This window comes from Streptomyces sp. BI87, assembly GCF_025957665.1.
Lineage (GTDB): Bacteria > Actinomycetota > Actinomycetes > Streptomycetales > Streptomycetaceae > Streptomyces > Streptomyces albidoflavus.
Map to the genome: position 1 here is coordinate 5332940 of NZ_CP110079.1, position 25042 is coordinate 5357981.

Here is a 25042-nt window from a genome sequence, read left to right on the forward strand (position 1 = left end):
GGGCGGACTGGAAGAGATGACCGACCGAAAGACCGAACTCGCCGCCAATCTGGAGCGGGTGGAGCAGCGGATCGTCGGTGCCTGCGCGGCGGCCGGACGGGACCGCGACGAGGTGACCCTGATCGTGGTCACCAAGACCTACCCGGCCTCCGACGTGCGGCTGCTGGCCGAACTGGGGGTCAGGGAGGTCGCCGAGAACCGTGACCAGGACGCCGCCCCCAAGGCGGCGGCCTGTGCGGACCTTGACCTGACCTGGCACTTCGTGGGCCAGTTGCAGACCAATAAAGCCCGTTCCGTGGCGGGTTACGCCGATTTCGTGCAGTCGGTCGACCGCGCGAAGCTGGTGACCTCTCTCTCCTCGGCCGCCGAGCGCGCCGGGCGCGAACTGGGCTGCCTGGTCCAGGTCGCCCTCGACGCGGAGGCCGGCGGCCGCGGCGACCGGGGCGGCGTGGCGCCGGACGGTGTCGAGGAGTTGGCCGGTCTGATCGAGGCGGCGCCCGGGCTCCGGCTCGGTGGCGTGATGACCGTCGCACCTCTGTCCGGCACGTACGCCGGGCAGCCCGCGGCGGCCTTCGAACGACTGAGGGAAATCTCAACCTCCCTGCGCGCGGCCTGGCCTGCTGCCACCATGGTTTCCGCGGGGATGAGCGGGGACCTCGAACACGCCGTGGCCGCCGGGGCGACACATGTACGCGTCGGCAGTGCGGTACTCGGAGTCCGACCCGCGCTCGGGTAACGTCGCGAAGCAAGTCGGACCACAGCAGAAAATATGGTCATTCCCGCAGTTCGGCGGGGTGACTTCGTGGATCGCGGGCACGTTCGACGTCAGTTGATCCACCACAGAGCGGAGGACTCAGAGCATGGCCGGCGCGATGCGCAAGATGGCGGTCTACCTCGGCCTCGTGGAGGACGATGGGTACGACGGCCCGGGGTTCGACCCCGACGACGAGTTCGAGCCCGAGCCGGAGCCCGAGCGCGACCGGCGCCGGCACGCACCGGCGCACCAGGAGCAGGCCGAGGAGCCGGCCCGTGCCCCCCAGCCGCCGGCGCAGCGCGAGCGCGAACCCGTTCCGCTGCCGGCGGAATCCGGACGACCCGCCCGAATCGCCCCCGTGGCATCCATCACACCTGAACGTCAGAGCCTGGAGAAGAACGCCCCGGTGATCATGCCCAAGGTTGTCTCCGAGCGTGAGCCCTACCGCATCACGACTCTGCACCCCCGGACCTACAACGAAGCCCGTACCATCGGGGAACACTTCCGCGAGGGCACTCCGGTGATCATGAATCTCACGGAGATGGACGACACCGACGCGAAGCGACTTGTCGACTTTGCCGCGGGTTTGGTCTTCGGTCTTCATGGAAGCATTGAGCGGGTGACGCAGAAGGTGTTCCTGTTGTCGCCTGCTAACGTCGATGTCACGGCGGAGGACAAGGCTCGCATCGCAGAGGGCGGGTTCTTCAACCAGAGCTGAGACGCCGACGAGAAGACGGACAGCATGAGTCAGGGGAGAGGGCAGCGCGGCAATGAGCGTTTTCGGGGATGTGCTCTACATCGCGCTGATGTGTTTCCTCATCGTGCTGATCTTCCGTTTGGTCATGGACTACGTGTTTCAGTTCGCCCGCTCGTGGCAACCGGGCAAGGCGATGGTCGTGCTTCTGGAGGCGACCTACACTGTCACCGATCCACCGCTCAAGCTTCTGCGGCGGTTCATCCCGCCTCTCCGTCTCGGGGGCGTAGCGCTCGACCTGTCCTTCTTCGTACTGATGATCATCGTCTACATCTTGATCTCCGTCGTGAGTCTGCTGTGAGCGTGATGTCAGCTACGTTCTTGCCGAATGCCGACGACTACGTTGAGGTGAAGAGATGCCGTTGACCCCCGAGGACGTGCGGAACAAGCAGTTCACGACCGTCCGCCTCCGAGAAGGCTATGACGAGGACGAGGTCGATGCCTTCCTCGACGAGGTCGAGTCCGAACTGACGCGCCTGCTCCGTGAGAACGAGGACCTGCGCGCCAAACTCGCCGCCGCCACGCGGGCGGCCGCGCAGAACCAGCAGCAGCAGGGCATGCGCAAGCCGCAGGAGCAGCAGGATCGTCCCGGCGCTCCGGTGCCCGCCGCCATATCGGGACCGCAGCCGGTGCCGCCCCAGCAGCAGCAACAGCAGCAGCACATGGGTGGCCCGCCGCAGCTTCCGGGCGGTGCCCCGCAGCTTCCGGCAGGCCCCGGCGGCCACGGCCACGGTCCCGGCCCGCAGGGCCAGCACGGTCCCGGCCCCCAGGGTCAGCACGGCCCGGGCCCGATGGGTCAGCAGGGTCCCGGCCCCATGGGCCAGCAGGGCCCCGGCGGTCCGATGGGTCAGCAGGGTCCCGGCCCGATGGGCCAGGGCGGTCCGATGGGCGGCCCCATGGGCGGCCACGGCGGTCCACAACTGCCCCAGCCCGGGCAGGGTCCCGGTGGCGACAGCGCCGCCCGGGTGCTCTCGCTCGCCCAGCAGACGGCCGACCAGGCCATCGCCGAGGCGCGCTCCGAGGCCAACAAGATCGTCGGTGAGGCGCGCAGCCGTGCCGAGGGTCTGGAGCGGGACGCCCGTGCCAAGGCCGACGCCCTGGAGCGGGACGCGCAGGAGAAGCACCGCGTCGCGATGGGCTCCCTGGAGTCCGCCCGCGCGACGCTGGAGCGCAAGGTCGAGGACCTGCGCGGCTTCGAGCGCGAGTACCGCACCCGCCTGAAGTCGTACCTGGAGAGCCAGCTGCGTCAGCTGGAGACCCAGTCCGACGACTCGCTGGCGCCCCCGCGCACCCCTGCCGCGGCCTCGCTGCCGCCGGCCCCGCAGATGAGCGGGTCCATGGCGGGAGCCGGTGCCGGTGGCATGGGCGGTCACCCGAACCAGTCGATGGGCGGCAACCAGCAGCAGGGCGGCCCCTCCTACGGCGGCGGCCAGCAGCAGATGTCCCCGGCCATGACCCAGCCGATGGCTCCGGTCCGGCCGCAGGCTCCGGCTCCGATGCAGCAGGCTCCGGCCCCGATGCGCGGCTTCCTCATCGACGAGGACGACAACTGACGGCGCCCTAGGGTGTCCTAGGCATTCAGACGCGGGCCCGGCCCCCCTCGGTGGGGGCCGGGCCCGCGTCGTCGTACGCGGACTTGGGCGGCAGGTCTCGGGCGCGGGGTGAGGCGCGGTCCTCCAGGACGAAGCGACGCCCCCCGCCGGGCCGGCCTCCGGGGCAACACTCTGCGTGCGGACGCCGCCTGGGTCGGGACCGAGCATGACGGCGAAGAGCCGGGCGGTCCTCCGGGGAGGGCCGCCCGGCTCTTCGGCCGGGTGCGGTGCCGGTCAGACGCGGCGCAGCTGGAAGGTGAGGGTAAGGGCCTCGTCGGCGAACGGCTCGCCGTACGACTCGTCACCCGTACCGGTGGCGAAGTCGGTGGCGAGGACCTCGTCGGCGATGAGCCCGGCGTGCTCGCCGAGCGCCTCCGCCACGGCCGGGTCGGCCGCGGTCCAGCGCAGCGCGATCCGGTCGGCCACGTCCAGGCCGCTGTTCTTCCGGGCCTCCTGGATCAGCCGGATCGCGTCGCGGGCGAGGCCCGCCCGGCGCAGCTCCTCGGTGATCTCCAGGTCGAGGGCGACGGTGGCGCCCGCGTCGGAGGCGACCGACCAGCCCTCGCGCGGCGTCTCGGTGACGATGACCTCCTCGGGGGCCAGGTCGATCACCTCGCCGTCCACGGTGATGGTGGCGTTCCCCTCGCGCAGGGCGAGCGAGAGCGCCGCCGCGTCGGCCTGGGCGACCGCCTTGGCGACCTCCTGGACGCGCTTGCCGAACCGCTTGCCGAGCGCCCGGAAGTTGGCCTTGGCGGTGGTGTCGACCAGCGAGCCGCCGACCTCCGAGAGGGACTCGACGGAGGAGACGTTCAGCTCCTCGGTGATCTGGGCGCGCAGTTCGGCCGGCAGCTCGGCGAAGCCGGTGGCGCCGACCAGCGCCCGGGAGAGCGGCTGGCGGGTCTTGACGCCCGACTCGGCGCGGGTGGCCCGGCCCAGTTCCACCAGGCGGCGGACCAGCGCCATCTGCCGGGACAGCTCCGGGTCGACGGCGGCGGTGTCGGCCTGGGGCCAGGCGGCGAGGTGGACCGACTCGGGGGCGTCCGGGGTGACCGGCACCACCAGGTCCTGCCAGACCCGCTCGGTGATGAACGGCACCAGCGGCGCCATCAGCCGCGTCACCGTGTCCACCACGTCGTGCAGGGTGCGCAGCGCCGCGGCGTCGCCCTGCCAGAAGCGGCGGCGCGAGCGGCGGACGTACCAGTTGGAGAGGTCGTCGACGAAGGCGGAGAGGAGCTTGCCGGCGCGCTGGGTGTCGTAGTTGTCCAGTGCCTCGGTGACGCCCTCGACCAGGGTGTTCAGCTCGCCGAGCAGCCAGCGGTCCAGGACGCTGCGGTCGGCCGGGGCCGGGTCGGCGGCGGACGGAGCCCAGCCGGCCGTCCGCGCGTACAGGGCCTGGAAGGCGACGGTGTTCCAGTAGGTCAGCAGCGTCTTGCGGACGACCTCCTGGATGGTGCCGTGGCCGACCCGGCGGGCCGCCCAGGGGGAGCCGCCGGCCGCCATGAACCAGCGGACGGCGTCGGCGCCGTGCTGGTCCATCAGCGGGATGGGCTGGAGGGTGTTGCCCAGGTGCTTGGACATCTTCCGGCCGTCCTCGGCCAGGATGTGGCCGAGGCAGACGACGTTCTCGTAACTGGACTTGTCGAAGACCAGGGTGCCGACGGCCATCAGCGTGTAGAACCAGCCGCGGGTCTGGTCGATCGCCTCGGAGATGAACTGCGCCGGGTAGCGCTGCTCGAACAGCTCCTTGTTCTGGTGTGGGTAGCCCCACTGCGCGAACGGCATCGAGCCCGAGTCGTACCAGGCGTCGATGACCTCCGGCACCCGGTACGCCTCCAGCTGGCAGTTGGCGTGGGTGCAGGTGAAGGTGATCTCGTCGATGTACGGGCGGTGCGGGTCCAGCTCCGACTGGTCGGTGCCGGTCAGCTCGCTCAGCTCGGCCAGCGAGCCGACGCAGGTCAGGTGCCCTTCCTCACAGCGCCAGATGGGCAGCGGGGTGCCCCAGTAGCGGTTGCGGGAGAGCGCCCAGTCGATGTTGTTCTCGAGCCAGTCTCCGAACCGGCCGTGCTTGACGGAGTCGGGGTACCAGTTGGTCCGCTCGTTCTCCTCCAGCAGCCGGTCCTTGACCGTGGTGGTGCGGATGTACCAGGACGGCTGCGCGTAGTAGAGCAGCGCGGTGTGGCAGCGCCAGCAGTGCGGGTAGCTGTGCTCGTACGGCACGTGACGGAAGAGGACGCCGCGGGCGTCCAGGTCGGCGGTGAGCGCCTCGTCGGCCTTCTTGAAGAAGACCCCGCCGACCAGCGGCAGTTCCTCCTCGAAGGTGCCGTCGGGGCGGACCGGGTTGACCACCGGCAGGCCGTACGTCTTGCAGACCTGGAGGTCGTCCTCACCGAAGGCGGGGGACTGGTGGACCAGACCGGTGCCGTCCTCGGTGGTGACGTACTCGGCGTTGACGACGTAGTGTGCCTCGGCCGGGAACTTCACCAGCTCGAAGGGGCGCTGGTAGCTCCACCGCTCCATCTCGCGGCCGGTGAAGGACTCACCCGTCGCCTCCCAGCCCTCGCCGAGCGCCTTCTCCAGCAGCGGCTCGGCGACGACCAGCTTCTCCGTGCCGTCGGTGGCGACCACGTACCGGACGTCCGGGTGGGCGGCGACGGCGGTGTTGGAGACCAGGGTCCACGGCGTCGTCGTCCAGACCAGCAGGGACGCCTGGCCGGCCAGCGGGCCCGAGGTGAGCGGGAAGCGGACGAAGACCGAGGGGTCGACGACGGTCTCGTACCCCTGTGCCAGCTCGTGGTCGGAGAGGCCGGTGCCGCAGCGCGGGCACCACGGGGCGACGCGGTGGTCCTGGACCAGCAGGTCCTTGTCGAAGATCTGCTTCAGCGACCACCAGACCGACTGGACGTAGGAGGGGTCCATGGTGCGGTAGGCGTCGTCCATGTCGACCCAGTAGCCCATGCGGGTGGTCAGCTCGGCGAAGGCGTCGGTGTGCCGGGTCACCGACTCGCGGCACTTGGCGTTGAAGGCGGCGATGCCGTACGCCTCGATGTCCTTCTTGCCGTTGAAGCCCAGCTCCTTCTCCACCGCCAGCTCGACGGGGAGGCCGTGGCAGTCCCAGCCGGCCTTGCGGCCCACGTGGTAGCCGCGCATGGTGCGGAAGCGGGGGAAGACGTCCTTGAAGACCCGGGCCTCGATGTGGTGGGCGCCGGGCATGCCGTTGGCGGTCGGCGGGCCCTCGTAGAAGACCCACTCCGGGCGGCCCTCGGACTGCTCCAGGGTCTTGGCGAAGATCTTGTTCTCGCGCCAGAAGTCGAGGACCGCGTGCTCCAGCGCGGGCAGGTCGACCTGGGCGGGTACCTGGCGGTACTGGGGCGGGTTCACCGGGGCTGTCATCGAGGCGCTCCTCCAACGGACTGCTGCATTCCGTCGGAGGGACGACGGCCTTGCGGACCGCCGCGGTACCACCCTCCTTGGCCTGCGCCGTCACCGGGACGGCGCCGCCCACTCATTGGGGGCGCGATGCCGGTTCTACTCACCCGGACCGGGCTTTCCTCCGGCGGCTCCGGGGTGATCTTCACGTCGGGCGGGCCCCCGGGCTTCCACCGTCCCCGGGTCGCTCACGGCCGCTGACGACGCTACTCGTCCCCATCGTCGCTTCTCGCTGCCGCCAGTGTACGGCGCGCGGGCGCCGTGGCCGACCGGATTACTCGGGGCGCGGGGCCCGCCGTCCGGGGCCGGTCGGCGGGCCGGGGGCATATCCGGCGGGTGGTGGGGGCACAAAGGACTTCGGGCGCCTGAGGGGCGTCCGGCGGGAGGCGGCGTGCCCCGTTGCCGACCGCCGGAAGTCGATTTATCGTCCCAGCACGACGCGCGAGCAGGTCACACCCGGTGGAGCGGGCCGGCGCGCGGCGGTGGGAACGCGGGTGCGGGTGCCGCGGGCAGGACCCGGGAGGACGGCCACGTCCCCGGGCAGGAGGGCCGCCGCCCCGGGCGCCGGCCGACGAGACGCAGGAGGCCGGCTCCGTGGTGGCGAAGAAGACGGGTACGGCGGAGAAGTCCGGGCCGGTGCCGCAGGCACGCGCCGGGGCCGAGGCGCTGGCGGTACGGCCGGGTGAGGACCCCTGGACCGAGGCCGAGGCCGAGGAGGCCCGCGCGGGACTGCGCGCCGACGCCGAGCGCATCCGCACCGAGATCGACGCGTCCGGCCAGGCGCTGGCCGGGCTGATGCGCGACAGCGGCGGCGGGGCCGGGGACGACGAGGCCGACACCGGCACCAAGAACATCACCCGCGAGCACGAACTCTCGCTCGCCGCCAACGCCCGCGAGATGCTCCGCCAGACCGAACAGGCCCTGGTCCGGCTCGACGAGGGCACCTACGGCACCTGCGAGAACTGCGGCAACGCGATCGGCAAGGCCCGCCTCCAGGCGTTCCCGCGGGCCACCCTCTGCGTCGACTGCAAGCAGAAGCAGGAACGCCGGGGCTGAGCCGCCACCGCCGGGCGCGGGGGCTCGCGGGCACGCGTGCCGGCCGCGCGTGCCCCCGCGCTGCTCCGGGGGCGTACTGGCGCCCGGGCGCGCCCGTCCGTGTCGTACCCTCGGGGCATCTATCCCATCGTCGAGGGACACACGTGGCAGAGGCGGAGCGCATCATCGGTATGCCTGAGACCCCTGAAGCGCGCGAGCCGGAGCAGGCCGAGCCGCCGGAGCCGGGCGGGGACGAGCAGGAGGGCGGGGCCACCGCGGCCGCGCCGCGCGGTCCGCGCCGGGTCGCCGTGCTCTTCACCGTCGCCGTCGTGGCGTACCTGCTGGACCTCGGCAGCAAGCTGCTGGTCGTCGCGAAGCTGGAGCACCACGCGCCCATCCAGGTCCTCGGCGACTGGTTCGAGCTGCGCGTCATCCGCAACGCGGGCGCGGCCTTCGGCTTCGGTGAGGCCTTCACCATCATCTTCACGGTGATCGCCGCCGCCGTGATCGTGGTCATCGCCCGGCTCGCCCGCAAGCTCTACAGCCTGCCGTGGGCCCTCGCGCTCGGCCTGCTGCTCGGCGGCGCCCTCGGCAACCTCACCGACCGCGTCTTCCGGGCCCCCGGCGTCCTGGAGGGGGCCGTGGTCGACTTCCTCGCGCCGAAGAACTTCGCGGTCTTCAACCTCGCCGACTCCGCGATCGTCTGCGGCGGCATCCTGATCGTGATCCTCTCCTTCCGCGGACTCGACCCGGACGGCACCGTCCACAAGGACTGAACCGCCCGGTCCGCGCGGCCGCCGTCGTACCTCTGTCCGACGGCGGCGTCCGGCGCGCCGCCGCCGTCCGGCATACTCGACGGGTGAGCACGATTCCCGAGATCCGCACCCTGCCCGTGCCGGACGGCCTGGAGGGCGAGCGCGTGGACGCCGCCATCTCCCGGATGTTCGGCTTCTCCCGCACCAAGGCCGCCGAGCTGGCCGCAGCAGGCAAGGTGCTGGTCGACGGCGCCGCGGTCGGAAAGTCGGAGCGCGTGCACGGCGGCGCCTGGCTGGAGGTCGAGATGCCGGCCGCCCCCGCACCCGTCCAGATCGTCGCCGAGCCCGTCGAGGGCATGGAGATCGTCCACGACGACGACGACATCGTCGTCATCGTCAAGCCGGTCGGCGTCGCCGCGCACCCCAGCCCCGGCTGGACCGGCACCACCGTCATCGGCGGCCTCGCCGCCGCCGGCTACCGCATCTCCACCTCCGGCGCCGCCGAGCGCCAGGGCATCGTCCACCGCCTCGACGTCGGCACCTCCGGCCTGATGGTGGTCGCCAAGTCCGAGCGGGCGTACACGCTGCTCAAGCAGCAGTTCCGGGAGCGGACCGTCGACAAGCGCTACCACGCGCTCGTCCAGGGCCACCCCGACCCGATGAGCGGCACCATCGACGCCCCGATCGGCCGCCACCCCCAGCACGACTACAAGTGGGCCGTCACTGCCGAGGGCAAGCCCTCGGTCACCCACTACGACCTGATCGAGGCGTACCGCGCCGCCTCCCTGCTCGACATCAAGCTGGAGACCGGCCGCACCCACCAGATCCGGGTGCACATGTCGGCCCACCGCCACCCCTGTGTCGGTGACCTCACCTACGGGGCCGACCCCACCCTCGCCAAGCGGCTCGGCCTCACCCGGCAGTGGCTGCACGCGGTGCGGCTCGGCTTCGAGCACCCCGCCGACGGCAGCTGGGTGGAGTTCTCCAGCGAGTACCCGGCCGACCTCCAGCACGCCCTGGACACGGTGCGCGTCGAGAGCAACGCCTGACCGTTCCCGCCCCGACCGGCCAAGGAGAGCCCGCATGAGCCAGACCACCCCTGCCGACGTGCGCGTACGCGTCGCCGAGGGCCCCGCCGACCGTGAGGCGTGCTTCGCGGTCCGCAAGGAGGTCTTCGTCGTCGAGCAGGGCGTCGACGAGGCCATCGAGTACGACGCCCACGACACCGGCAGCGACACCGTGCACGTCCTCGCCGAAGGCCCCGACGGGCCGCTCGGCACCGGGCGGCTGCTCTACGGTCCGGCCGCGGCGGGCGCGACCGGCGGCGACCCGGGCGTGGGTTCCCTCGGCAGGCTCGCCGTCCGCCAGGTGGCGCGGGGACTGGGCGTCGGCGCGGCCTTGGTGCGCGGGCTGGAGGAGGCGGCGGCACAGCTCGGGCTGCGCGCGGTCGACCTGCACGCCCAGACCCACGCCCTCGGCTTCTACGAGCGGCTCGGATACCAGGCGTACGGACCGGAGTTCGAGGACGCGGGCATGCCGCACCGGGCGATGCGCCGGAAGCTGTGACAGCCCGGCCGCGTACCCCCTGACCTGCGGTGCGGCCAGGCAGGTCAGGGGGCCGGGGGACCGGCGGGAGCGGCGGGGTGGCAGAGTGGGGACGTTTTCCTGACGTACCGACCTTGCCGGAGGCCACACCGTGGACCAGTTGGCGCTGCTGCTCCTGCTCCTCCTCGGCGCCGTGATCACGGTGCCGCTGGGGGACCGACTGGGGCTGCCCGCCCCGGTGCTGATGACCCTCGGCGGGATCGTCCTCGCCCTGCTGCCGTTCGTGCCCAACGTGAACGTGCCGCCGGAGTACATCCTCCCGCTGGTCCTGCCACCCCTGCTCTACGCGGCCGTCCAACGGACCTCCTGGCGGCAGTTCACCGCCAACTACCGGCCCATCCTGCTGCTCGCCGTCGCCCTGGTCTTCATCACCACCGCGGCCGTCGCGGGCGTCGCCAACGCCATCGTGCCCGGGCTGCCGCTGGCCGCCGCCGTGGCGCTCGGCGCGCTGGTCGCCCCGCCCGACCCGGTCGCCGCCACCGCCGTCGCGGGGCAGCTGGGGCTGCCCCGGCGCCTGGTCTCCGTGCTGGAGGGCGAGGGGCTCTTCAACGACGTCACCGCGATCGTCCTCTACCACGTGGCGATCGCCGCGGCGGTCACCGGGACCTTCTCCTGGGGCGGGGCCGTCGGGCAGTTCTTCCTGTCGGCGGCGGTCGCCGTCGCGGTCGGTCTGGTGCTCGGCTGGGTCAGCAAGAAGATGATGTCGATGCTGGGCGACGCCACGCTCCAGACGGGGCTGACCCTGCTGGTGCCGTTCGCCAGCTACATCCTCGCCGAGGAGCTGCACGGCTCCGGCGTCCTCGCCGTCCTCACCACCGCGCTGCTGCTGGCCGGCACCGCCCTCGACGCCGACGACGTACTGGGCCGCATCACCGGGCAGACCTTCTGGCACGTGGTCGACACCCTGGTCACCGGGATCGCCTTCGGCCTCATCGGGCTGGAGCTGCACACCGTCATCCGGGCCGCCGAGGGCCGCGAGGGGCAGATGATCGGCTGGGGCGTGGCGATCGTCGCCGTCGTCGTCGGCGTCCGCCTGCTGTGGCTGCTGCCGACCACCTGGCTCGCCCAGAAGATGCACGGCCTGCGCGACGAGAACGAGGAGATCCCCACCTCCTGGCGCGAGACCGTCGTCATGTGGTGGTCCGGGATGCGGGGGGTGGCCTCGGTCGCGCTGGCCCTCGCCATCCCCCTCACCACCGAGGACGGGAAGCCCTTCCCGGCCCGCGACGAGATCATCTTCATCGCCTTCTGCGTGATCATGGCGACCTTGCTGGTGCAGGGGCTGACCCTGCCGTGGCTGGTGCGCAAGCTCGGGGTCAAGGCCGACACCGACGCCGAGCACAAGCTGGAGCACGACCTGGCGGTCCGGGCCGCCAAGGCCGCGCGGCGGCGGCTCAAGGAGATCGAGGCGACCGAGGAGCTGCCCGAGGACATCAGCGAGCGGTTGCAGCGCGGGGCGCTGGACATCGGGGTGCGGATCAGTCCCGATCTGCTCGACGACGAGCGGCGCGAGTGGTGGGTGCAGCGGGCCGAGAGGGTGGCCGCGATGTCGCGGGTGCAGCGGGAGATGATGTCCGCCGCGCGGCGTGAGGTGTTGTCGGCTCGGAACGAGCCTGGGGCTGATCCCGAGGTGGTGGACCGGGTGCTGCGGCAGCTCGATGTGCGCAGCCTTCGCTGAGCTCAGGCTTGGGTTGGGTTGGGGCCCGGGGGTTCGGCATGGTGCGGCCCCGGCTGGGCCGCTGTGGGATGGCCTCAAGCGCCGGCCGGGCTGAGACAGGTGGCCTCAAGCGCCGGCCGGGCTGGATTTTGGCCGGGCTGGATGTTCCCGTACTGGATGTTTTCGTGCTGGATGTCCCGGTCGGGCCGGGGTGGTCCGTGGGTGGGAGGATGCGGGTATGGAGATTTTGTTGATCCACTCCGTGTACGGGGTGCGGCCGGCGTTGGAGCAGGCGGCGGAGCGGTTGCGGGAGGGTGGGCACGAGGTGCATGTGCCTGATCTCTTCGAGGGGCGTAGGCCGGCGGACATGGAGGAAGGGCTGGCGCTGCGGGACGAGATCGGGACGGACGAGCTGCTGAAGCGGGCGGTGCGGGCGGCCGCGCCGTACTCGGACAAGGGGCTGGTCTACGCGGGGTTCTCGCTGGGCGGCGCCATCGCGCAGAACCTCGCCCTCGCCGACGAGAAGGCGCGCGGCCTGGTGCTGTTCTCCGGGACCTCGGACCTGCCGGACGACGCCAGTGCCGAGGAGCTGCCGGTCCAGCTGCACGTCACCGAGAACGACCCCTTCGAGCCGCACGACTGGCTCAACGCCTGGTACCTGCGGATGCAGCGGGCCGGCGCCGACGTCGAGGTCTACCGCCACCCGGGCGCGGGTCACCTGTACACCGACCCCGAACTCCCCGACTACGACGCCGAGGCGGCCGAGGCCACCTGGCGGACGGTCCAGGGGTTCCTCGACTCGCTCTGACCGGGAGGTTCCGGCTACGACCGGGTGCAGCGGCCCTTGGGGGCGGCGGCGGGCGGGTGGCAGATGGCGGCGGCGTCGGCCCCGTCGTCGCTGAGGTAGCGGCCGACGCACTCGTTGCCGCTGGTCCGGCCGTTCTCGGCGCAGAACCGCAGGGCAGCCCGCCCGTCGTCGAACGGGCCGGGGACGTAGAAGACCCAGTAGCCGGGACGGAGCGAGGCGTAGTCGTCGCTGCGGAGGTAGCGGGCCTCGGGAACCTCGGCGCGCACGGCGGCCAGGCGGCGGTCGCGGGTGGCGGTGCCGGTGGAGACCGGCTCGGAGAAGAGCTGGGCGATCCACGAACCGCCGGAGGGGGGTTGTGGGGTGTCCGAAGGCGACGGGGGGGCGTCGTCCTGGCCTGACCGGTCGTCCTCCTCGCCGGTTCCGTTCCTGTCGTCGCCCTTGTCGTCGTCGACCGGGTCCGTTTCGGTGCTGCGGTCCGCGTCGGGGGAGGGCTTGGGGTCCTTCTCGCCGTCCGGGGGCTGGGTGGCGGTCGGTGAGGGGGACGGGGACGGGGCGGCCTGGTCGTCGCTCTTCCAAGGGTTGAGGAACAGGACGGTGGCGGTCACCGCCACGGCGACCAGGGCGGCGGCGCCCGCGACCAGAGCCCCCGTACGACGGCGGGGGCGGGTGACCGCCGTGGTCGGGGTGGGCAGCGGCGGCCGGTACGGCGCGGGCGCCGGGGTGCCCGGCGCCCGGGTGCTCGCCGCCGGCGCGCCCGGCGGCGGGGTCGGCGGTGCGGGCGGGGGAGGGGCGACGGGGGTGGACGGAACCGGGCGGGGGCCGGAGACGGTCGGCTCGGCCCAGGAGGGGGCGCTGCCCGAGGCGGCCTCGGTGAGGAGGCGGTCCAGGGTGGCGGCGTCGGGGCGGGCCTCGGGGTCGCGGACCAGCAGAGCGCCGAGGACGCCGGCGAGCGGGCCCGAGCGGACCGGCGGCGGCACCGGCTCGTCGAGGACGGCGGCCAGGGTGGCGAGCGTGGTGGCCCGGCGCAGCGGGCTGTGTCCCTCCACGGCGACGTAGAGGACCAGGCCGAGCGACCACAGGTCGGAGGCGGGGTGGTCGTCGCGGCCCCGGACGCGTTCGGGGGCGATGTACTCGGGCGAGCCGATCAGGTCGCCGGTGGCGGTCAGCGCGGTGGAGCCCTGGAGCGCGGCGATGCCGAAGTCGGTGAGGACGGCGCTGGGCGGGCCGGGGACGCCGGGGTCGGTGCGGAGCAGGATGTTGGCGGGCTTCACGTCGCGGTGGTGGATGCCCGCGGCGTGCGCGGAGCGCAGCGCGGCGAGGATCTGCCGGCCGAGGGCGGCCGCCTCCTGCGGCAGGAGCGGGCCGTGCTGGAGCCGGTCGGCGAGGCTCTCGCCGGGGACCAGCTCCATGACGATCCAGGGGTGGGTGTCCGGCCCGGCGTCCACGATCTGGTGGATGGTGACGACGTGCGGGTGGCTGAGCCGGGCCAGCGCCCGGGCCTCGCGCAGGACGCGTTCGCGCAGGGTGGCGGCGGCCTCGGGGCCGGTCAGCGCCGGGTCGGGCGGCCGTACCTCCTTGAGCGCCACCTCGCGGTGGAGCACCTCGTCCCTGGCCCGCCAGACCGTGCCCATGCCGCCACTGCCCAGCGGCCCCAGCAAGGTGAAACGGCCGCCGATCCTCTCCCCCGGTGCACTCATGGGACCCAGCGTATAGAGCACGGGGCAGGCGGTGACGGCCCCCTGACGGAACATCACATTCCGTGCACGGTCCTCCGTCGGGGGTCCGGGGCTGGGGCAGGGCGGCCGGGCCGGGTCAGGCCACCGGCGCGTCCGCCCGCTCGACCCGCTGGGTGCCGCGCCGGGTGCGGTACGAACGGAGCCAGGAGGCCGTGGCGCCCGGGTCGGCCCGGTCGGAGAGCAGGTAGTAGTCCATCTGGGAGCGTTCGGCCGTCACGTCGAGGACGCCGAAGCCGTGCCCGTCCATGTCGAGCCACTTCACGTGCCGGTTGGCGGCCTTGATCGCACCCTCGGCCACCGTGGACAGCGTGCCGGGGGCGACGTTCAGCAGGTCGTCGAGGTTGTCGGAGGTGACCGAGGTGACGACGAACTCGGTGGCCGCCGACTCCGAGACCGGGTACGTCGCCGCCGTCACCGGCACGTCGTTGGCCCAGGCCATGTGGATGTCGCCGGTGAGGAAGACGGTGTCGCGGATGCCGGCGGTCCGCAGGTGGCGGATCAGCTCGGTGCGGTCGGCGGTGTAGCCGTCCCACTGGTCGACGTTGACCGCGAGGCCCTGGGTGGGCAGGCCGAGGAGTTCGGCGAGCGGCTTCAGCAGGTGGGCGGGGACGGAGCCGAAGGCGACCGGCGAGATCATCACCGAGGTGCCGACCAGCTGCCAGGCGGCCTGCGAGCCGGAGAGCCCGGCCTTGAGCCAGTCGAGCTGGGCGCGTCCGGTGATGGTGCGGTCCTTGGAGTCGACCTGGCCGTTGCCGATGGAGACCTGCTCGGAGCGGAAGCTGCGCAGGTCCAGCAGGTGCAGGTCGGCCAGGTCGCCGAAGCGCAGCCGCCGGAAGACGGTGCCCTCGGTGGAGGCGCGGACCGGCATCCACTCGAAGTACGCCTGCCGGGCCGCCGCCGACCGCTCGCTCCACGTGCCCTCGGCGCCGGGCGTGTGGTTCTCCGCCCCGCCCGACCAGGCGTCGTTGGCGAACTCGTGGTCGTCCCAGATGGCGATGACCGGGTGGCGGGCGTGGAGGGCGGCCAGGTCGGGGTCGGTCTTGTAGGTGGCGTGGCGCAGCCGGTAGTCGGCGAGGGTGGTGATCTCGTGCGCCGGGCGGTGCGGGCGGACGGGGCTGGCCGGGTAGTCCCCGGTGGCGTACTCGTAGAGGTAGTCACCCAGGTGCAGGACGGCGTCCAGGTCGCCGCGGGCCGCGAGGTGGCGGTAGGCGGAGAACCAGCCGGCTTCCCAGTTGGCGCACGAGACGACGCCGAACCGCAGTCCGGCCGGGGAGGCCGAGGCGGCGGGGGCGGTGCGGGTACGGCCGACGGGCGAGACGGTGGAACCGGCCGTGAAGCGGAACCAGTAGCCGGTGGCCGGGGAGAGGCCGCGCACGTCGGCCTTGACGGTGTGGTCGGTGGCGGCCCGCGCGGTGACGGTGCCGCGGGCGACGACCGAGGAGAAGGCGGCGTCGGCGGCGATCTCCCAGCCGACCTCGGTGTCCGGGCCCGCGCCGGAGCCCGGCTGCGCCTCCTCGGTGGGGGTGACGCGGGTCCACAGCAGGACGCCGTCGGGGAGCGGATCGCCCGAGGCGACGCCGTGCAGGAACTGGGGGGTGGCCGCGGCGGTGGCGGTGGTGGCCGCTCCCAGCGGGAGCAGGGCGCCGGTGGCGGCGGCCGCCAGGACGACGGTGCGGCGGCTGGGGTTCGCGGGTCTGGGGTGGTGCTCGGTTCGACTGGTCACGGCTGAGTACCGTAGACGCGCATTGATGTCCCGTACACGCCAAAAATGGCCTGGTGGGGAAAGTTCGCCCGCTCGTCGGCCGGATGTCGCTCCCACGGCGCGGGCCGCGCCGTGGGAGCGGCCGGGTCAGCCCTTCAGCGCCTTGTCGACGGCGGCGTTGAACTGCTCGGGGGTCTGCGGGGCGTTCTCACTGCCCTCGGCGGTGACCTTCTTGCCGTCCATCACCAGCGACGGGGTGCCCTCGACGCCGTCCTTGTTGTCGTCGAAGACCTTCGACATCTCCAGCGCCCACTTGTCGTAGGTGCCGTTCTCCACGTCCTTCTTGAAGGCGCTGTTGCCCTTCAGTTCCGGCACCTGGTTGGCGATCTCGATCAGCTTGCTGTCCTTGGCGAACTCGTCCTTGGACTCCTCCGGGTGGTTCTCCACCGAGAAGAGCGCCGACTTGTACGCCATGAACGCCTCGTCGCTGACGTTCAGCGCCGCGCCCAGCGCGCTCAGCGCGTTCTTGGAGCCCTCGCCGCCGAGGCCCCGGTCGAGGAAGGAGGCCCCGACGAACTGGAGCTTGTACTTGCCGTCCTTGAGGTCCTGGTCGATCGTCTCGCCGACGTTCTGCTCGAAGGAGGCGCAGACCGGGCAGCGCGGGTCCTCGTAGATCTTCAGCGTCTTGGCGGCGTCGTCCTTGCCGATGACGACGGTGGTGCCCTGGGCGCCCGAGGTGTTGGCCGGCTTGACCAGCTTCTGGTCGGCCGCCTTCTCCCAGTAGCCGGGCTCGTTCGCCTTGACCACGGCGAAACCGACGCCGCCGGCTATCGCCAGGACACCGACGACCGAACCGGCGACGATCAGCTGCCGCCGCGCCTTGTCCTTCTTCGCCTGCTTCTCGCGCTCGATCCGCAGCCGCTCGCGCGCCGCGCTCTTCGCCGCCTGGCTGTTCCGCTTGCTCATGTGGGTGTGCTCTCCGTGTGGGACGTGGCTTGGGGTGACCGGATGATGACCGGAAAGAGCCCCGCCGCGCCATGGGCCCGAGGGCCCCGCGTCAGGCGGGGAGGAGCCCGGCGGGCGGGCCCCGGCGGCCCACGGAGTGCGCGATCAGCAGCGCCGGGCGCCCGGCCGGGGCCGCCTCGGGGCGCAGCCGGGCGGTACGCGGGGCGTGCGGCGCGGGGACCCTGGCCACGGCCAGCGCCAGCGGGCGGAACGCCTGTGCGGCGGCGGCCCGCAGCAGCTGGGCCAGGGCCCGCTCGCCGTAGCGCAGCCAGGCGGCGGCCAGGAGGCCCACGCCCACGTGGGCGCCGAGGAGGAGCCAGGCCAGTTCGGGCCTGGGGTGCGCCGTGAACGCCGCGGGGGCCTCGGCGGGCGCTCCCAGCAGTCTCGCCAGGGGGGCGCCCAGGGCGCCGCCGCCGCAGAGCAGGTCGACGCCCACCGTGCGCAGGGGGCCCGCGACCGGGCCGCCCGTCGCGCCGTAACAGACGTGCTGGCCCGCCGTGAAGACCGTGTCCGCCGCCAGCTCCAGCGGGACCAGCAGGGCCGCGATGCGGCCGAAGCTGCGTTCGCTGGTCGCGAGGGACCAGGCCAGGGCGAAGACGGTGGCGGTCACCAGGGCCACTGTGGGGAGGGGGAGCGGGGCTCCCGAGAGGAGGACGTGGGAGGTGGTGGACAGGGTGACCGCGAGCACGGTGAACAGCGCCGCGCGCAGGGCGCGGGGCGCTGTTTCGGCTATCGGGGTGTTCACCAGGGGGGTTGTCCGTCCACGATGCGATGCGCGCCGGGGCGCGCGGTTTTCCGGGGGGTGCGCCGGGGCGCACGGGCTACCCGGCCATTGTGCCTTCGAGTCTGCCACGGGGGCCGATAAGGGGCGCCTAAAGCGCCCCTCGCCCTCTGAGCGGGGCCTGGCTCCGGCGGGGCTTCCTCGGGCCGCCTCCCGTCTCGCCCGTGCCGGTCACGGGTGGCCTCGATCGCCGGCCGGGCTGTCTGTTGTGGCTGGGCTCCGCCCTGACCTGCCGGTTCTCGACCCTGCGGGTCACTGATTGGCCTCAATCGCCGGCCGGGCTGTGGGGTTCGCGGTTCGTTCGCCGTCTGGGTCGGGCGGGGCCGGGTCGGGGTACCTCCTCACAAACTGCATGGTGCGGGGTCAGTCGCTTCAAGGCGGCCGTGTGTGCAGTTTGCTGCGGGGGCACCCCGACCCGTCCCCGCCCTTCCGTTTCGTCGGCGTCGTCCCGCCGGTGGAGGGAAAAGACAGACCGTCGCCAATTGATCTTTGTGGCGAGCTGAAGCGACGACGGTGGTGACTGTGGAGGAGGGAGCCATCGGTGACGGCCTCGTCCGCCCCTCCGGCGGTCGGCCGCGTACGAGACCGTGGGGTGGGGTCGTGTCGGGGTGCCCCCGCAGCAAACTGCACACGAGGCCGCCATGCTCCAATTGACCCCGCACCATGCAGTTTGTGAGGAGGTACCCCGGCGCGGCCCCGCCCCACCCACGCACCGGAGGAACCGCGACCCTGACAGCCCGGCCGGCGATTGAGGCCAATAGGTGACCGGCACGGTCGAGGCGGGCCCCAGCGTCCACAGCCCGGCCGGCGATTGAGGCCGTTTGTGACCGGCACGGTCGGGGTCCTGGGGGCAGGTGAACCTCAGCCCGGCCGGCGTTTGAGGCCCCCCGGGGGCGTGCCCGGGTCGGGGCACGTGGGAAGGGGAGCCCGGTCGCGGCGGGGGCCGCGGGGTGTCGGTGGGGGGACGTAGACTCCGGAGCCGAAACCCCGACCACGCCGACGCCCCGGAGGCCACGTGTCTGCCACGTCCAAGCCGCCCTTCACGCACCTGCACGTCCACACGCAGTACTCCCTGCTGGACGGCGCCGCGCGGCTCAAGGACATGTTCGACGCGTGCAACGAGATGGGCATGACCCACATCGCCATGTCGGACCACGGCAACCTCCACGGCGCGTACGACTTCTTCCACAGTGCCGAGAAGGCGGGGGTCACGCCGATCATCGGCATCGAGGCGTACGTGGCCCCGGAGTCCCGGCGGACCAAGCGGAAGATCCAGTGGGGCCAGCCGCACCAGAAGCGCGACGACGTCTCGGGCTCCGGCGGTTACACCCACAAGACGATCTGGGCGGCCAACTCCACCGGCCTGCACAACCTCTTCCGGCTCTCCTCCGACGCGTACTCCGAGGGCTGGCTCCAGAAGTGGCCCCGGATGGACAAGGAGTCGATCTCGCAGTGGTCGGAGGGGCTGATCGCCTCCACGGGCTGCCCCTCCGGCGAGGTGCAGACCCGGCTGCGGCTGGGCCAGGAGGAGGAGGCGCTGCGGGCCGCCGCCGAGTACCAGGAGATCTTCGGCAAGGACCGGTACTTCCTGGAGCTGATGGACCACGGCATCGAGATCGAGCGCCGGGTCCGCCAGGGCCTGCTGGACATCGGCAAGAAGCTCGGCATCCCCCCGCTGGTCACCAACGACTCGCACTACACGTACTCGCACGAGTCGGTCGCCCACGACGCCCTGCTCTGCATCCAGACCGGCAAGAACCTCTCCGACCCGGACCGCTTCCGCTTCGACGGCACGGGCTACTACCTGAAGTCGACGGAGGAGATGTACGCCATCGACTCCTCCGACGCCTGGCAGGAGGGGTGCCGCAACACGCTGCTGGTCGCCGAGCAGATCGACACCACCGGCATGTTCGAGAAGCGCGACCTGATGCCGAAGTTCGACATCCCGGACGGCTTCACCGAGGTCACCTGGTTCCAGGAGGAGGTGCGCCGGGGCATGGCGCGCCGTTTCCCCGGCGGCGTCCCCGAGGACCGGCAGCGGCAGGCCGAGTACGAGATGGACGTCATCATCCAGATGGGGTTCCCGGGGTACTTCCTCGTCGTCGCCGACTTCATCATGTGGGCCAAGAACAACGGCATCGCGGTCGGCCCCGGCCGTGGCTCCGCGGCCGGTTCGATCGTCGCGTACGCCATGGGCATCACCGACCTCGACCCGATCGAGCACGGCCTGATCTTCGAGCGCTTCCTCAACCCGGAGCGCGTCTCCATGCCCGATGTCGACATCGACTTCGACGAGCGCAGGCGCGTCGAGGTGATCCGGTACGTCACGGAGAAGTACGGCGCCGACAAGGTCGCCATGATCGGCACCTACGGCAAGATCAAGGCGAAGAACGCCATCAAGGACTCGGCCCGCGTCCTCGGGTACCCGTACGCGATGGGCGACCGGCTCACCAAGGCGATGCCCGCCGACGTCCTCGGCAAGGGCATCGACCTCGACGGCATCACCAACCCGAAGCACCCGCGCTACAGCGAGGCGGGCGAGATCCGGGGGATGTACGAGAACGAGCCGGACGTGAAGAAGGTCATCGACACCGCCAAGGGCGTCGAGGGCCTGGTCCGGCAGATGGGTGTGCACGCGGCCGGCGTGATCATGTCCAGCGAGCCGATCGTCGACCACGCCCCGCTGTGGACCCGGCACACCGACGGCGTCACCATCACGCAGTGGGACTACCCGCAGTGCGAGTCGCTCGGCCTGCTGAAGATGGACTTCCTCGGCCTGCGCAACCTCACCATCATGGACGACGCGCGGAAGATGGTGGAGGCCAACAAGGGCATCGACCTCGACCTCCTCGCTCTGCCGCTGGACGACCCGAAGACCTTCGAACTCCTCTGCCGCGGTGACACCCTGGGTGTCTTCCAGTTCGACGGCGGGCCCATGCGGTCCCTGCTGCGGCTGATGAAGCCCGACAACTTCGAGGACATCTCCGCCGTCTCGGCCCTGTACCGGCCGGGCCCGATGGGCATGAACTCGCACACCAACTACGCCCTGCGCAAGAACGGCCAGCAGGAGATCACCCCGATCCACCCGGAGCTGGAGGAGCCCCTCAAGGAGGTCCTGGGGCTCACCTACGGCCTCATCGTGTACCAGGAGCAGGTGCAGAAGGCCGCGCAGATCATCGCCGGGTACTCGCTCGGCGAGGCCGACATCCTGCGCCGTGTGATGGGCAAGAAGAAGCCCGAGGAGCTGGAGAAGAACTTCGTCCTCTTCCAGGCCGGCGCCCGGAAGAACGGCTTCTCCGACGAGGCGATCCAGGCGCTCTGGGACGTCCTGGTGCCCTTCGCCGGCTACGCCTTCAACAAGGCGCACTCCTCCGCGTACGGCCTGGTCACCTACTGGACCGCGTACCTCAAGGCCAACTACCCGGCCGAGTACATGGCGGCGCTGCTCACCTCGGTCAAGGACGACAAGGACAAGTCGGCCGTCTATCTGAACGAGTGCCGGCGCATGAAGATCAAGGTGCTGCCGCCGGACGTCAACGAGTCGGTGCACAACTTCGCCGCCCAGAGCGACGACGTGATCCTCTTCGGCCTCGAAGCGGTCCGCAACGTCGGCACCAACGTGGTCGAGTCGATCATCCGCGCCCGCAAGGCGAAGGGGAAGTTCTCCTCCTTCCCCGACTACCTCGACAAGATCGAGGCGCAGGCCTGCAACAAGCGGACCACCGAGTCGCTGATCAAGGCCGGTGCCTTCGACGCGCTCGGCCACACCCGCAAGGGGCTCACCGCGCACTACGAGCCCATGATCGACAACGTGGTGGCGGTCAAGCGCAAGGAGGCCGAGGGGCAGTTCGACCTCTTCGGCGGCATGGGCGACGACAGTGCCGACGAGCCGGGCTTCGGACTCGACATCGAGTTCACCGACGAGGAGTGGGACAAGACCTACCTCCTCGCCCAGGAGCGCGAGATGCTCGGCCTCTACGTCTCCGACCACCCCCTCTTCGGGCTGGAGCACGTCCTCTCCGACAAGGCCGACGCCGGGATCGGGCAGCTCACCGGCGGCGACTTCGGGGACGGCGCGGTCGTCACGGTCGGCGGCATCATCTCCGGTCTCCAGCGCAAGATGACCAAGCAGGGCAACGCCTGGGCCATCGCCACCGTCGAGGACCTCGCGGGTTCCATCGAGTGCATGTTCTTCCCCGCCACCTACCAGCTGGTCTCCACGCAACTCGTCGAGGACGCCGTCGTCTTCGTCAAGGGGCGGCTGGACAAGCGGGAGGACATCCCGCGGCTGGTCGCGATGGAGCTCCAAGTGCCCGACCTCTCCAACGCGGGCACCAACGCCCCGGTGATCATCACGATCCCCGCCGTCAAGGTGACCCCGCCGATGGTCAGCCGCCTCGGTGAGGTGCTCGACTCCCACCGTGGCAACTCCGAGGTGCGGATCAAGCTCCAGGGCCCCCGCAAGACCACCGTGCTCCGGCTCGACCGGCACCGGGTCCAGCCCGACCCCTCGCTCTTCGGCGACCTGAAGGTGCTCCTCGGCGCCTCCTGCCTGGCGGGCTGAGGCCGGCCTGTTCCTACGACGAAGGGGCGCACCCGCGGTGGCGGGTGCGCCCCTTCGTGTCAGCTCGGCCTCATGGGCCGTGGCCTCCGGATCAGTTGTGGCCGAACTTGCGCTGGTGCTTGCGGGCCACGTCGGCGGGGCTGCCCTGCGCCGAGGACTGGATCGAGGAGATCGCCTCGGTCGACTTCTCCTTCGCCTGCTGCGACGCGGTCTCCGCCGCCTTACTGCCGCTCTGCTTGCGGTTCTTGTTCTTGGCCATGGAAATCTGCCTCCCGAAAAGGTGTGGGTCCGGGGCCGACTCCAGATTCACACGGCCGGACACTCCGCGCATGTCGGGCAATTACCGTCCGTGAGGGGGTGTGTGGTACGTCCCCGGTCCGATACGCCACGCCGAAGATCGAGTTCGGGCCGTTAACGCCCACCGGGTCGGGCAGACTCGAAGGAAACCCGGCACCGGGCCCCCGCCCGCCCCGGGACCGAGGGAATAGAGGTGGTACGCGTGGACCGCTGCGTCGTCCTGGTGGACGCCGGATACTTGCTGGGCGCCGCCGCCAGCCTGCTCGCCGGAGACCCTTCCCGGTCCCGTATCTCCGTCGACCACGCCACCCTCGTCCGGCAGCTCCGCGAACGCGCCGAGGCCGAGACCGCCCAGCCCCTGCTGCGTATCTACTGGTTCGACGGCGCCCCCGACCGCGTCCCCCAGCCCGAGCACCGCCGGCTGCGCGTCATGCCCCGGGTCACCGTCCGCCTCGGCGCCCTGACCCGCAGCGACGGGCGGTGGGCGCAGAAGGGCGTCGACGCCGCGATGCACGCCGAACTCACCGAACTGGCCCGCAACAAGGCCTGCTCCGACATCGTCCTGGTCACCGGCGACGGCGACCTGCTGCCCGGCATGACCGCCGCCAAGGAGCACGGCGTCGCCGTCCACCTCTGGGCCGTGCAGGCGGCCGGCGGCGACTACAACCAGTCCGAGGACCTCGTCGCCGAGGCCGACGAACGCCGCCTGCTCGACCGGGCCTGGATCACCCGCGCCATCCGCGCCCGCGACACCGCCGGCACCTGCGCCCCGCAGCCCGCGCCGGGACCCGAGATCGCCGCCATCCTCTCCGCCCCGCTGCCCGACACCGCCGCCCGGCCCGCCCGCGACCCCGAGCCCGAGCACACCCCGGCCCCCGCCGAGACCAACGGCACCGCGGCGGGCACCGCCCGCGCCGTCCCCACCCCGAAGGACCTGGCCGCCCTGCGCGCCGCCGACCGGCCGGCCCCCGTCAAGGAGCAGCCCGCCACCGCCACCCTGCGGTGGTCCTCCGACAAGGGGCTCGTCGAACGCCAGGGCCCCGCCGACTCGCCCGACGACACCGCGCTGCCCACCCTCGCCCAGCTCACCACGGCCGAACAGCGGTGGGCCGACCGCGAGGAGGACATCACCACCGTCGGCGGCGACCCCTTCGAGGTCGGCCAGGTCTTCGCCCGCCGCTGGCTCTCCCGCCTCGGCGACCGCACCCTGCTGCCGCGCCTCGCCGCGCTCTACCCGCGCATCCCGCACCGCATCGACGGCGAGCTGCTGCGCTACGCCGCCCGGTTCGGCCTCCTCGCCCACAAGGACGACCAGATCGACGAACACGACCGGTACGCGATCCGGGCCGGGTTCTGGCGCGAGATCGACCTGCCCGCCACCGGCCAGCCCACCGCCCCGCACCCCCTCCAGTCCGCCCGCCCGCTGACCTGACGCCGGCGCCACGCCGCCCGGGGCCCCGGACCCGGGCACAAAGCAGGCAACGCCACCCCGTAGGCTCGTCCCTCGTGAGCATGGACCGCACGGACTCCGCACCCGTCCCCGAGGGGGAAGCCGTCTGCGTCGTGCGTGACCTCGTGAAGACGTACCCGGCGACCCGGGGCAGACGCGGCGCCCCCGCGATCCCCGAGGTCCGCGCCACCGACCACATCGACCTCGAGGTGCGCGGCGGGGAGATCTTCGGTCTGCTCGGGCCCAACGGGGCCGGCAAGTCCACCCTCGTCCGGCAGCTCACCGGGCTGATGCGGCCCGACTCCGGCAGCGTCCGCCTCCTCGGCCACGACGTGGTCCGCCATCCCGAGCGCGCCGCCCGGCTCCTCGCCTACCTCGGCCAGGAGTCCACCGCGCTCGACGAGCTGACCGTCTCCCTCGCCGCCGAGACCACCGCCCGGCTGCGCGGCCTCGACGCCCCGGCCGCCCGCGCCCAGCGCGACGCCGTCCTCGACGAACTCGGCCTCGGCCCGCTCGCCTCCCGCCCGCTGAAGAAGCTCTCCGGCGGACAGCGCCGGCTCGCCTGCTTCGCCACCGCCCTGGTCGGCCGCCGGCCCCTGCTCGTCCTGGACGAGCCCACCACCGGCATGGACCCCGTCGCCCGCCGCGCCGTCTGGTCCGCCGTCGACCGGCGCCGGGCCGAGGAGGGCACCACGGTGCTGCTCGTCACCCACAACGTCATCGAGGCCGAGACCGTTCTCGACCGGGTCGCCGTCCTCGAACAGGGCCGCGTCATCGCCTGCGACACCCCTTCCGGGCTCAAGGCGCACGTCGCCCACGAGGTCCGCCTCGACCTGCTGTGGCGCGAGCGGCCGCCGCTCGACGTGCCCGAGGTCGCCGCCCTGCGGGACTCCGCCGCCGAGTCCGGCCGCCGCTGGGTGCTGCGGCTCGCCCCCGACGAGGCGCGCGCCGCCGTCGCCGCGGTCACCGGCGGCTCGGCCTTCGCGGCCCTGGACGACTTCACCCTGGCCACGCCGAGCCTCGAAGACGTCTACCTGGCACTCGGCGGCAGCGGAACGGGACTGGTGAAGACATGACAGGCGGCCCCGCGACCCCCACGACCGACCGCCGGGCCCCCGCGC

Annotated in this window: 19 protein-coding genes; 13 read left to right on the forward strand and 6 right to left on the reverse strand. The window is 72.1% G+C overall.

Annotation, left to right across the window (positions count from 1 at the left end):
• Positions 1 to 16: 16 nt before the first annotated feature.
• From OIM89_RS23765 to OIM89_RS23780, 4 genes are all read left to right on the forward strand, one after another.
• Complete coding sequence (locus OIM89_RS23765; protein WP_264491607.1) at positions 17 to 736, forward strand: YggS family pyridoxal phosphate-dependent enzyme; 720 nt, start codon at positions 17 to 19, stop codon at positions 734 to 736.
• 124 nt (positions 737 to 860) lie between these two features.
• On the forward strand, positions 861 to 1472 hold the full coding sequence (locus tag OIM89_RS23770) for a cell division protein SepF (protein ID WP_030699567.1): 612 nt from the start codon (positions 861 to 863) through the stop codon (positions 1470 to 1472).
• A 52-nt stretch (positions 1473 to 1524) separates the two neighbouring features.
• Positions 1525 to 1809: a YggT family protein gene (locus OIM89_RS23775; protein WP_003947575.1), complete on the forward strand. Its 285-nt coding sequence runs from the start codon at positions 1525 to 1527 to the stop codon at positions 1807 to 1809.
• Between the two features lie 55 nt (positions 1810 to 1864).
• On the forward strand, positions 1865 to 3061 hold the full coding sequence (locus OIM89_RS23780; RefSeq protein WP_003947574.1) for a DivIVA domain-containing protein: 1197 nt from the start codon (positions 1865 to 1867) through the stop codon (positions 3059 to 3061).
• A 273-nt stretch (positions 3062 to 3334) separates the two neighbouring features.
• On the opposite strand, the gene ileS is transcribed toward OIM89_RS23780, so the two are convergent.
• Positions 3335 to 6478 (reverse strand): isoleucine--tRNA ligase, encoded by a 3144-nt coding sequence (gene ileS / locus OIM89_RS23785; RefSeq protein ID WP_264491804.1) that lies wholly within the window; start codon positions 6476 to 6478, stop codon positions 3335 to 3337.
• 642 nt (positions 6479 to 7120) lie between these two features.
• Between ileS and OIM89_RS23790 the strand changes: the two genes are divergently transcribed.
• The 6 genes from OIM89_RS23790 to OIM89_RS23815 all read left to right on the forward strand — a co-directional run bounded on the left by OIM89_RS23790 (position 7121) and on the right by OIM89_RS23815 (position 12386).
• The gene (locus OIM89_RS23790) at positions 7121 to 7582 is read left to right on the forward strand and encodes a TraR/DksA family transcriptional regulator (RefSeq protein WP_030699565.1); all 462 of its coding nucleotides are present in this window, start codon (positions 7121 to 7123) and stop codon (positions 7580 to 7582) included.
• Positions 7583 to 7752: 170 nt separating this feature from the next.
• Positions 7753 to 8337, forward strand: a complete 585-nt coding sequence (lspA, locus tag OIM89_RS23795) for a signal peptidase II (RefSeq protein ID WP_078858172.1) — start codon at positions 7753 to 7755, stop codon at positions 8335 to 8337.
• Between the two features lie 83 nt (positions 8338 to 8420).
• Positions 8421 to 9365, forward strand: coding sequence for an RluA family pseudouridine synthase (locus OIM89_RS23800; protein ID WP_030699563.1), 945 nt, complete (start codon positions 8421 to 8423; stop codon positions 9363 to 9365).
• A 34-nt stretch (positions 9366 to 9399) separates the two neighbouring features.
• Positions 9400 to 9882, forward strand: a complete 483-nt coding sequence (locus OIM89_RS23805; RefSeq protein WP_175457217.1) for a GNAT family N-acetyltransferase — start codon at positions 9400 to 9402, stop codon at positions 9880 to 9882.
• A gap of 130 nt (positions 9883 to 10012) precedes the next feature.
• Entirely contained in the window at positions 10013 to 11599 is a 1587-nt protein-coding gene (locus OIM89_RS23810; RefSeq protein WP_030699561.1) for a Na+/H+ antiporter, read from the forward strand.
• A 217-nt stretch (positions 11600 to 11816) separates the two neighbouring features.
• Entirely contained in the window at positions 11817 to 12386 is a 570-nt protein-coding gene (locus OIM89_RS23815; RefSeq protein ID WP_030699560.1) for a dienelactone hydrolase family protein, read from the forward strand.
• Positions 12387 to 12400: 14 nt separating this feature from the next.
• Here OIM89_RS23815 and OIM89_RS23820 read toward each other — a convergent pair whose 3' ends face one another.
• From OIM89_RS23820 to OIM89_RS23835, 4 genes are all read right to left on the reverse strand, one after another.
• Positions 12401 to 14083, reverse strand: a complete 1683-nt coding sequence (locus tag OIM89_RS23820) for a serine/threonine-protein kinase (RefSeq protein ID WP_264491608.1) — start codon at positions 14081 to 14083, stop codon at positions 12401 to 12403.
• A 115-nt stretch (positions 14084 to 14198) separates the two neighbouring features.
• Positions 14199 to 15845 (reverse strand): alkaline phosphatase D family protein, encoded by a 1647-nt coding sequence (locus OIM89_RS23825; RefSeq protein WP_195731147.1) that lies wholly within the window; start codon positions 15843 to 15845, stop codon positions 14199 to 14201.
• Between the two features lie 126 nt (positions 15846 to 15971).
• On the reverse strand, positions 15972 to 16790 hold the full coding sequence (locus OIM89_RS23830) for a thioredoxin domain-containing protein (RefSeq protein WP_030698522.1): 819 nt from the start codon (positions 16788 to 16790) through the stop codon (positions 15972 to 15974).
• A gap of 91 nt (positions 16791 to 16881) precedes the next feature.
• Positions 16882 to 17574, reverse strand: coding sequence for a hypothetical protein (locus OIM89_RS23835; RefSeq protein ID WP_030698523.1), 693 nt, complete (start codon positions 17572 to 17574; stop codon positions 16882 to 16884).
• A 1051-nt stretch (positions 17575 to 18625) separates the two neighbouring features.
• On the opposite strand from OIM89_RS23835, the gene dnaE reads away from it, so the two are divergent.
• Positions 18626 to 22174, forward strand: coding sequence for a DNA polymerase III subunit alpha (gene dnaE / locus OIM89_RS23840; protein WP_030698524.1), 3549 nt, complete (start codon positions 18626 to 18628; stop codon positions 22172 to 22174).
• 91 nt (positions 22175 to 22265) lie between these two features.
• Here dnaE and OIM89_RS23845 read toward each other — a convergent pair whose 3' ends face one another.
• Positions 22266 to 22433 (reverse strand): hypothetical protein, encoded by a 168-nt coding sequence (locus tag OIM89_RS23845; RefSeq protein ID WP_175457215.1) that lies wholly within the window; start codon positions 22431 to 22433, stop codon positions 22266 to 22268.
• A gap of 240 nt (positions 22434 to 22673) precedes the next feature.
• On the opposite strand from OIM89_RS23845, the gene OIM89_RS23850 reads away from it, so the two are divergent.
• Positions 22674 to 23903, forward strand: coding sequence for an NYN domain-containing protein (locus OIM89_RS23850; RefSeq protein WP_030698525.1), 1230 nt, complete (start codon positions 22674 to 22676; stop codon positions 23901 to 23903).
• An 80-nt stretch (positions 23904 to 23983) separates the two neighbouring features.
• Positions 23984 to 24997 carry an ABC transporter ATP-binding protein gene (locus tag OIM89_RS23855; RefSeq protein WP_195731517.1) on the forward strand — a complete coding sequence of 338 codons (1014 nt, stop codon included), beginning with the start codon at positions 23984 to 23986 and terminating at the stop codon, positions 24995 to 24997.
• Positions 24998 to 25042: the final 45 nt, after the last annotated feature.

Bases quoted from the DNA above. Each gene is read 5' to 3' on its own strand.
- OIM89_RS23855 (WP_195731517.1), top strand. From the start codon at position 23,984: ATGGACCGCACGGACTCCGCACCCGTCCCCGAGGGGGAAGCCGTCTGC.
- OIM89_RS23770 (WP_030699567.1), top strand. From the start codon at position 861: ATGGCCGGCGCGATGCGCAAGATGGCGGTCTACCTCGGCCTCGTGGAG.
- lspA (WP_078858172.1), top strand. From the start codon at position 7,753: ATGCCTGAGACCCCTGAAGCGCGCGAGCCGGAGCAGGCCGAGCCGCCG.
- OIM89_RS23815 (WP_030699560.1), top strand. From the start codon at position 11,817: ATGGAGATTTTGTTGATCCACTCCGTGTACGGGGTGCGGCCGGCGTTG.
- OIM89_RS23780 (WP_003947574.1), top strand. From the start codon at position 1,865: ATGCCGTTGACCCCCGAGGACGTGCGGAACAAGCAGTTCACGACCGTC.
- OIM89_RS23845 (WP_175457215.1), bottom strand. From the start codon at position 22,433: ATGGCCAAGAACAAGAACCGCAAGCAGAGCGGCAGTAAGGCGGCGGAG.
- OIM89_RS23805 (WP_175457217.1), top strand. From the start codon at position 9,400: ATGAGCCAGACCACCCCTGCCGACGTGCGCGTACGCGTCGCCGAGGGC.
- OIM89_RS23775 (WP_003947575.1), top strand. From the start codon at position 1,525: ATGAGCGTTTTCGGGGATGTGCTCTACATCGCGCTGATGTGTTTCCTC.
- OIM89_RS23820 (WP_264491608.1), bottom strand. From the start codon at position 14,083: ATGAGTGCACCGGGGGAGAGGATCGGCGGCCGTTTCACCTTGCTGGGG.
- OIM89_RS23765 (WP_264491607.1), top strand. From the start codon at position 17: ATGACCGACCGAAAGACCGAACTCGCCGCCAATCTGGAGCGGGTGGAG.
- OIM89_RS23830 (WP_030698522.1), bottom strand. From the start codon at position 16,790: ATGAGCAAGCGGAACAGCCAGGCGGCGAAGAGCGCGGCGCGCGAGCGG.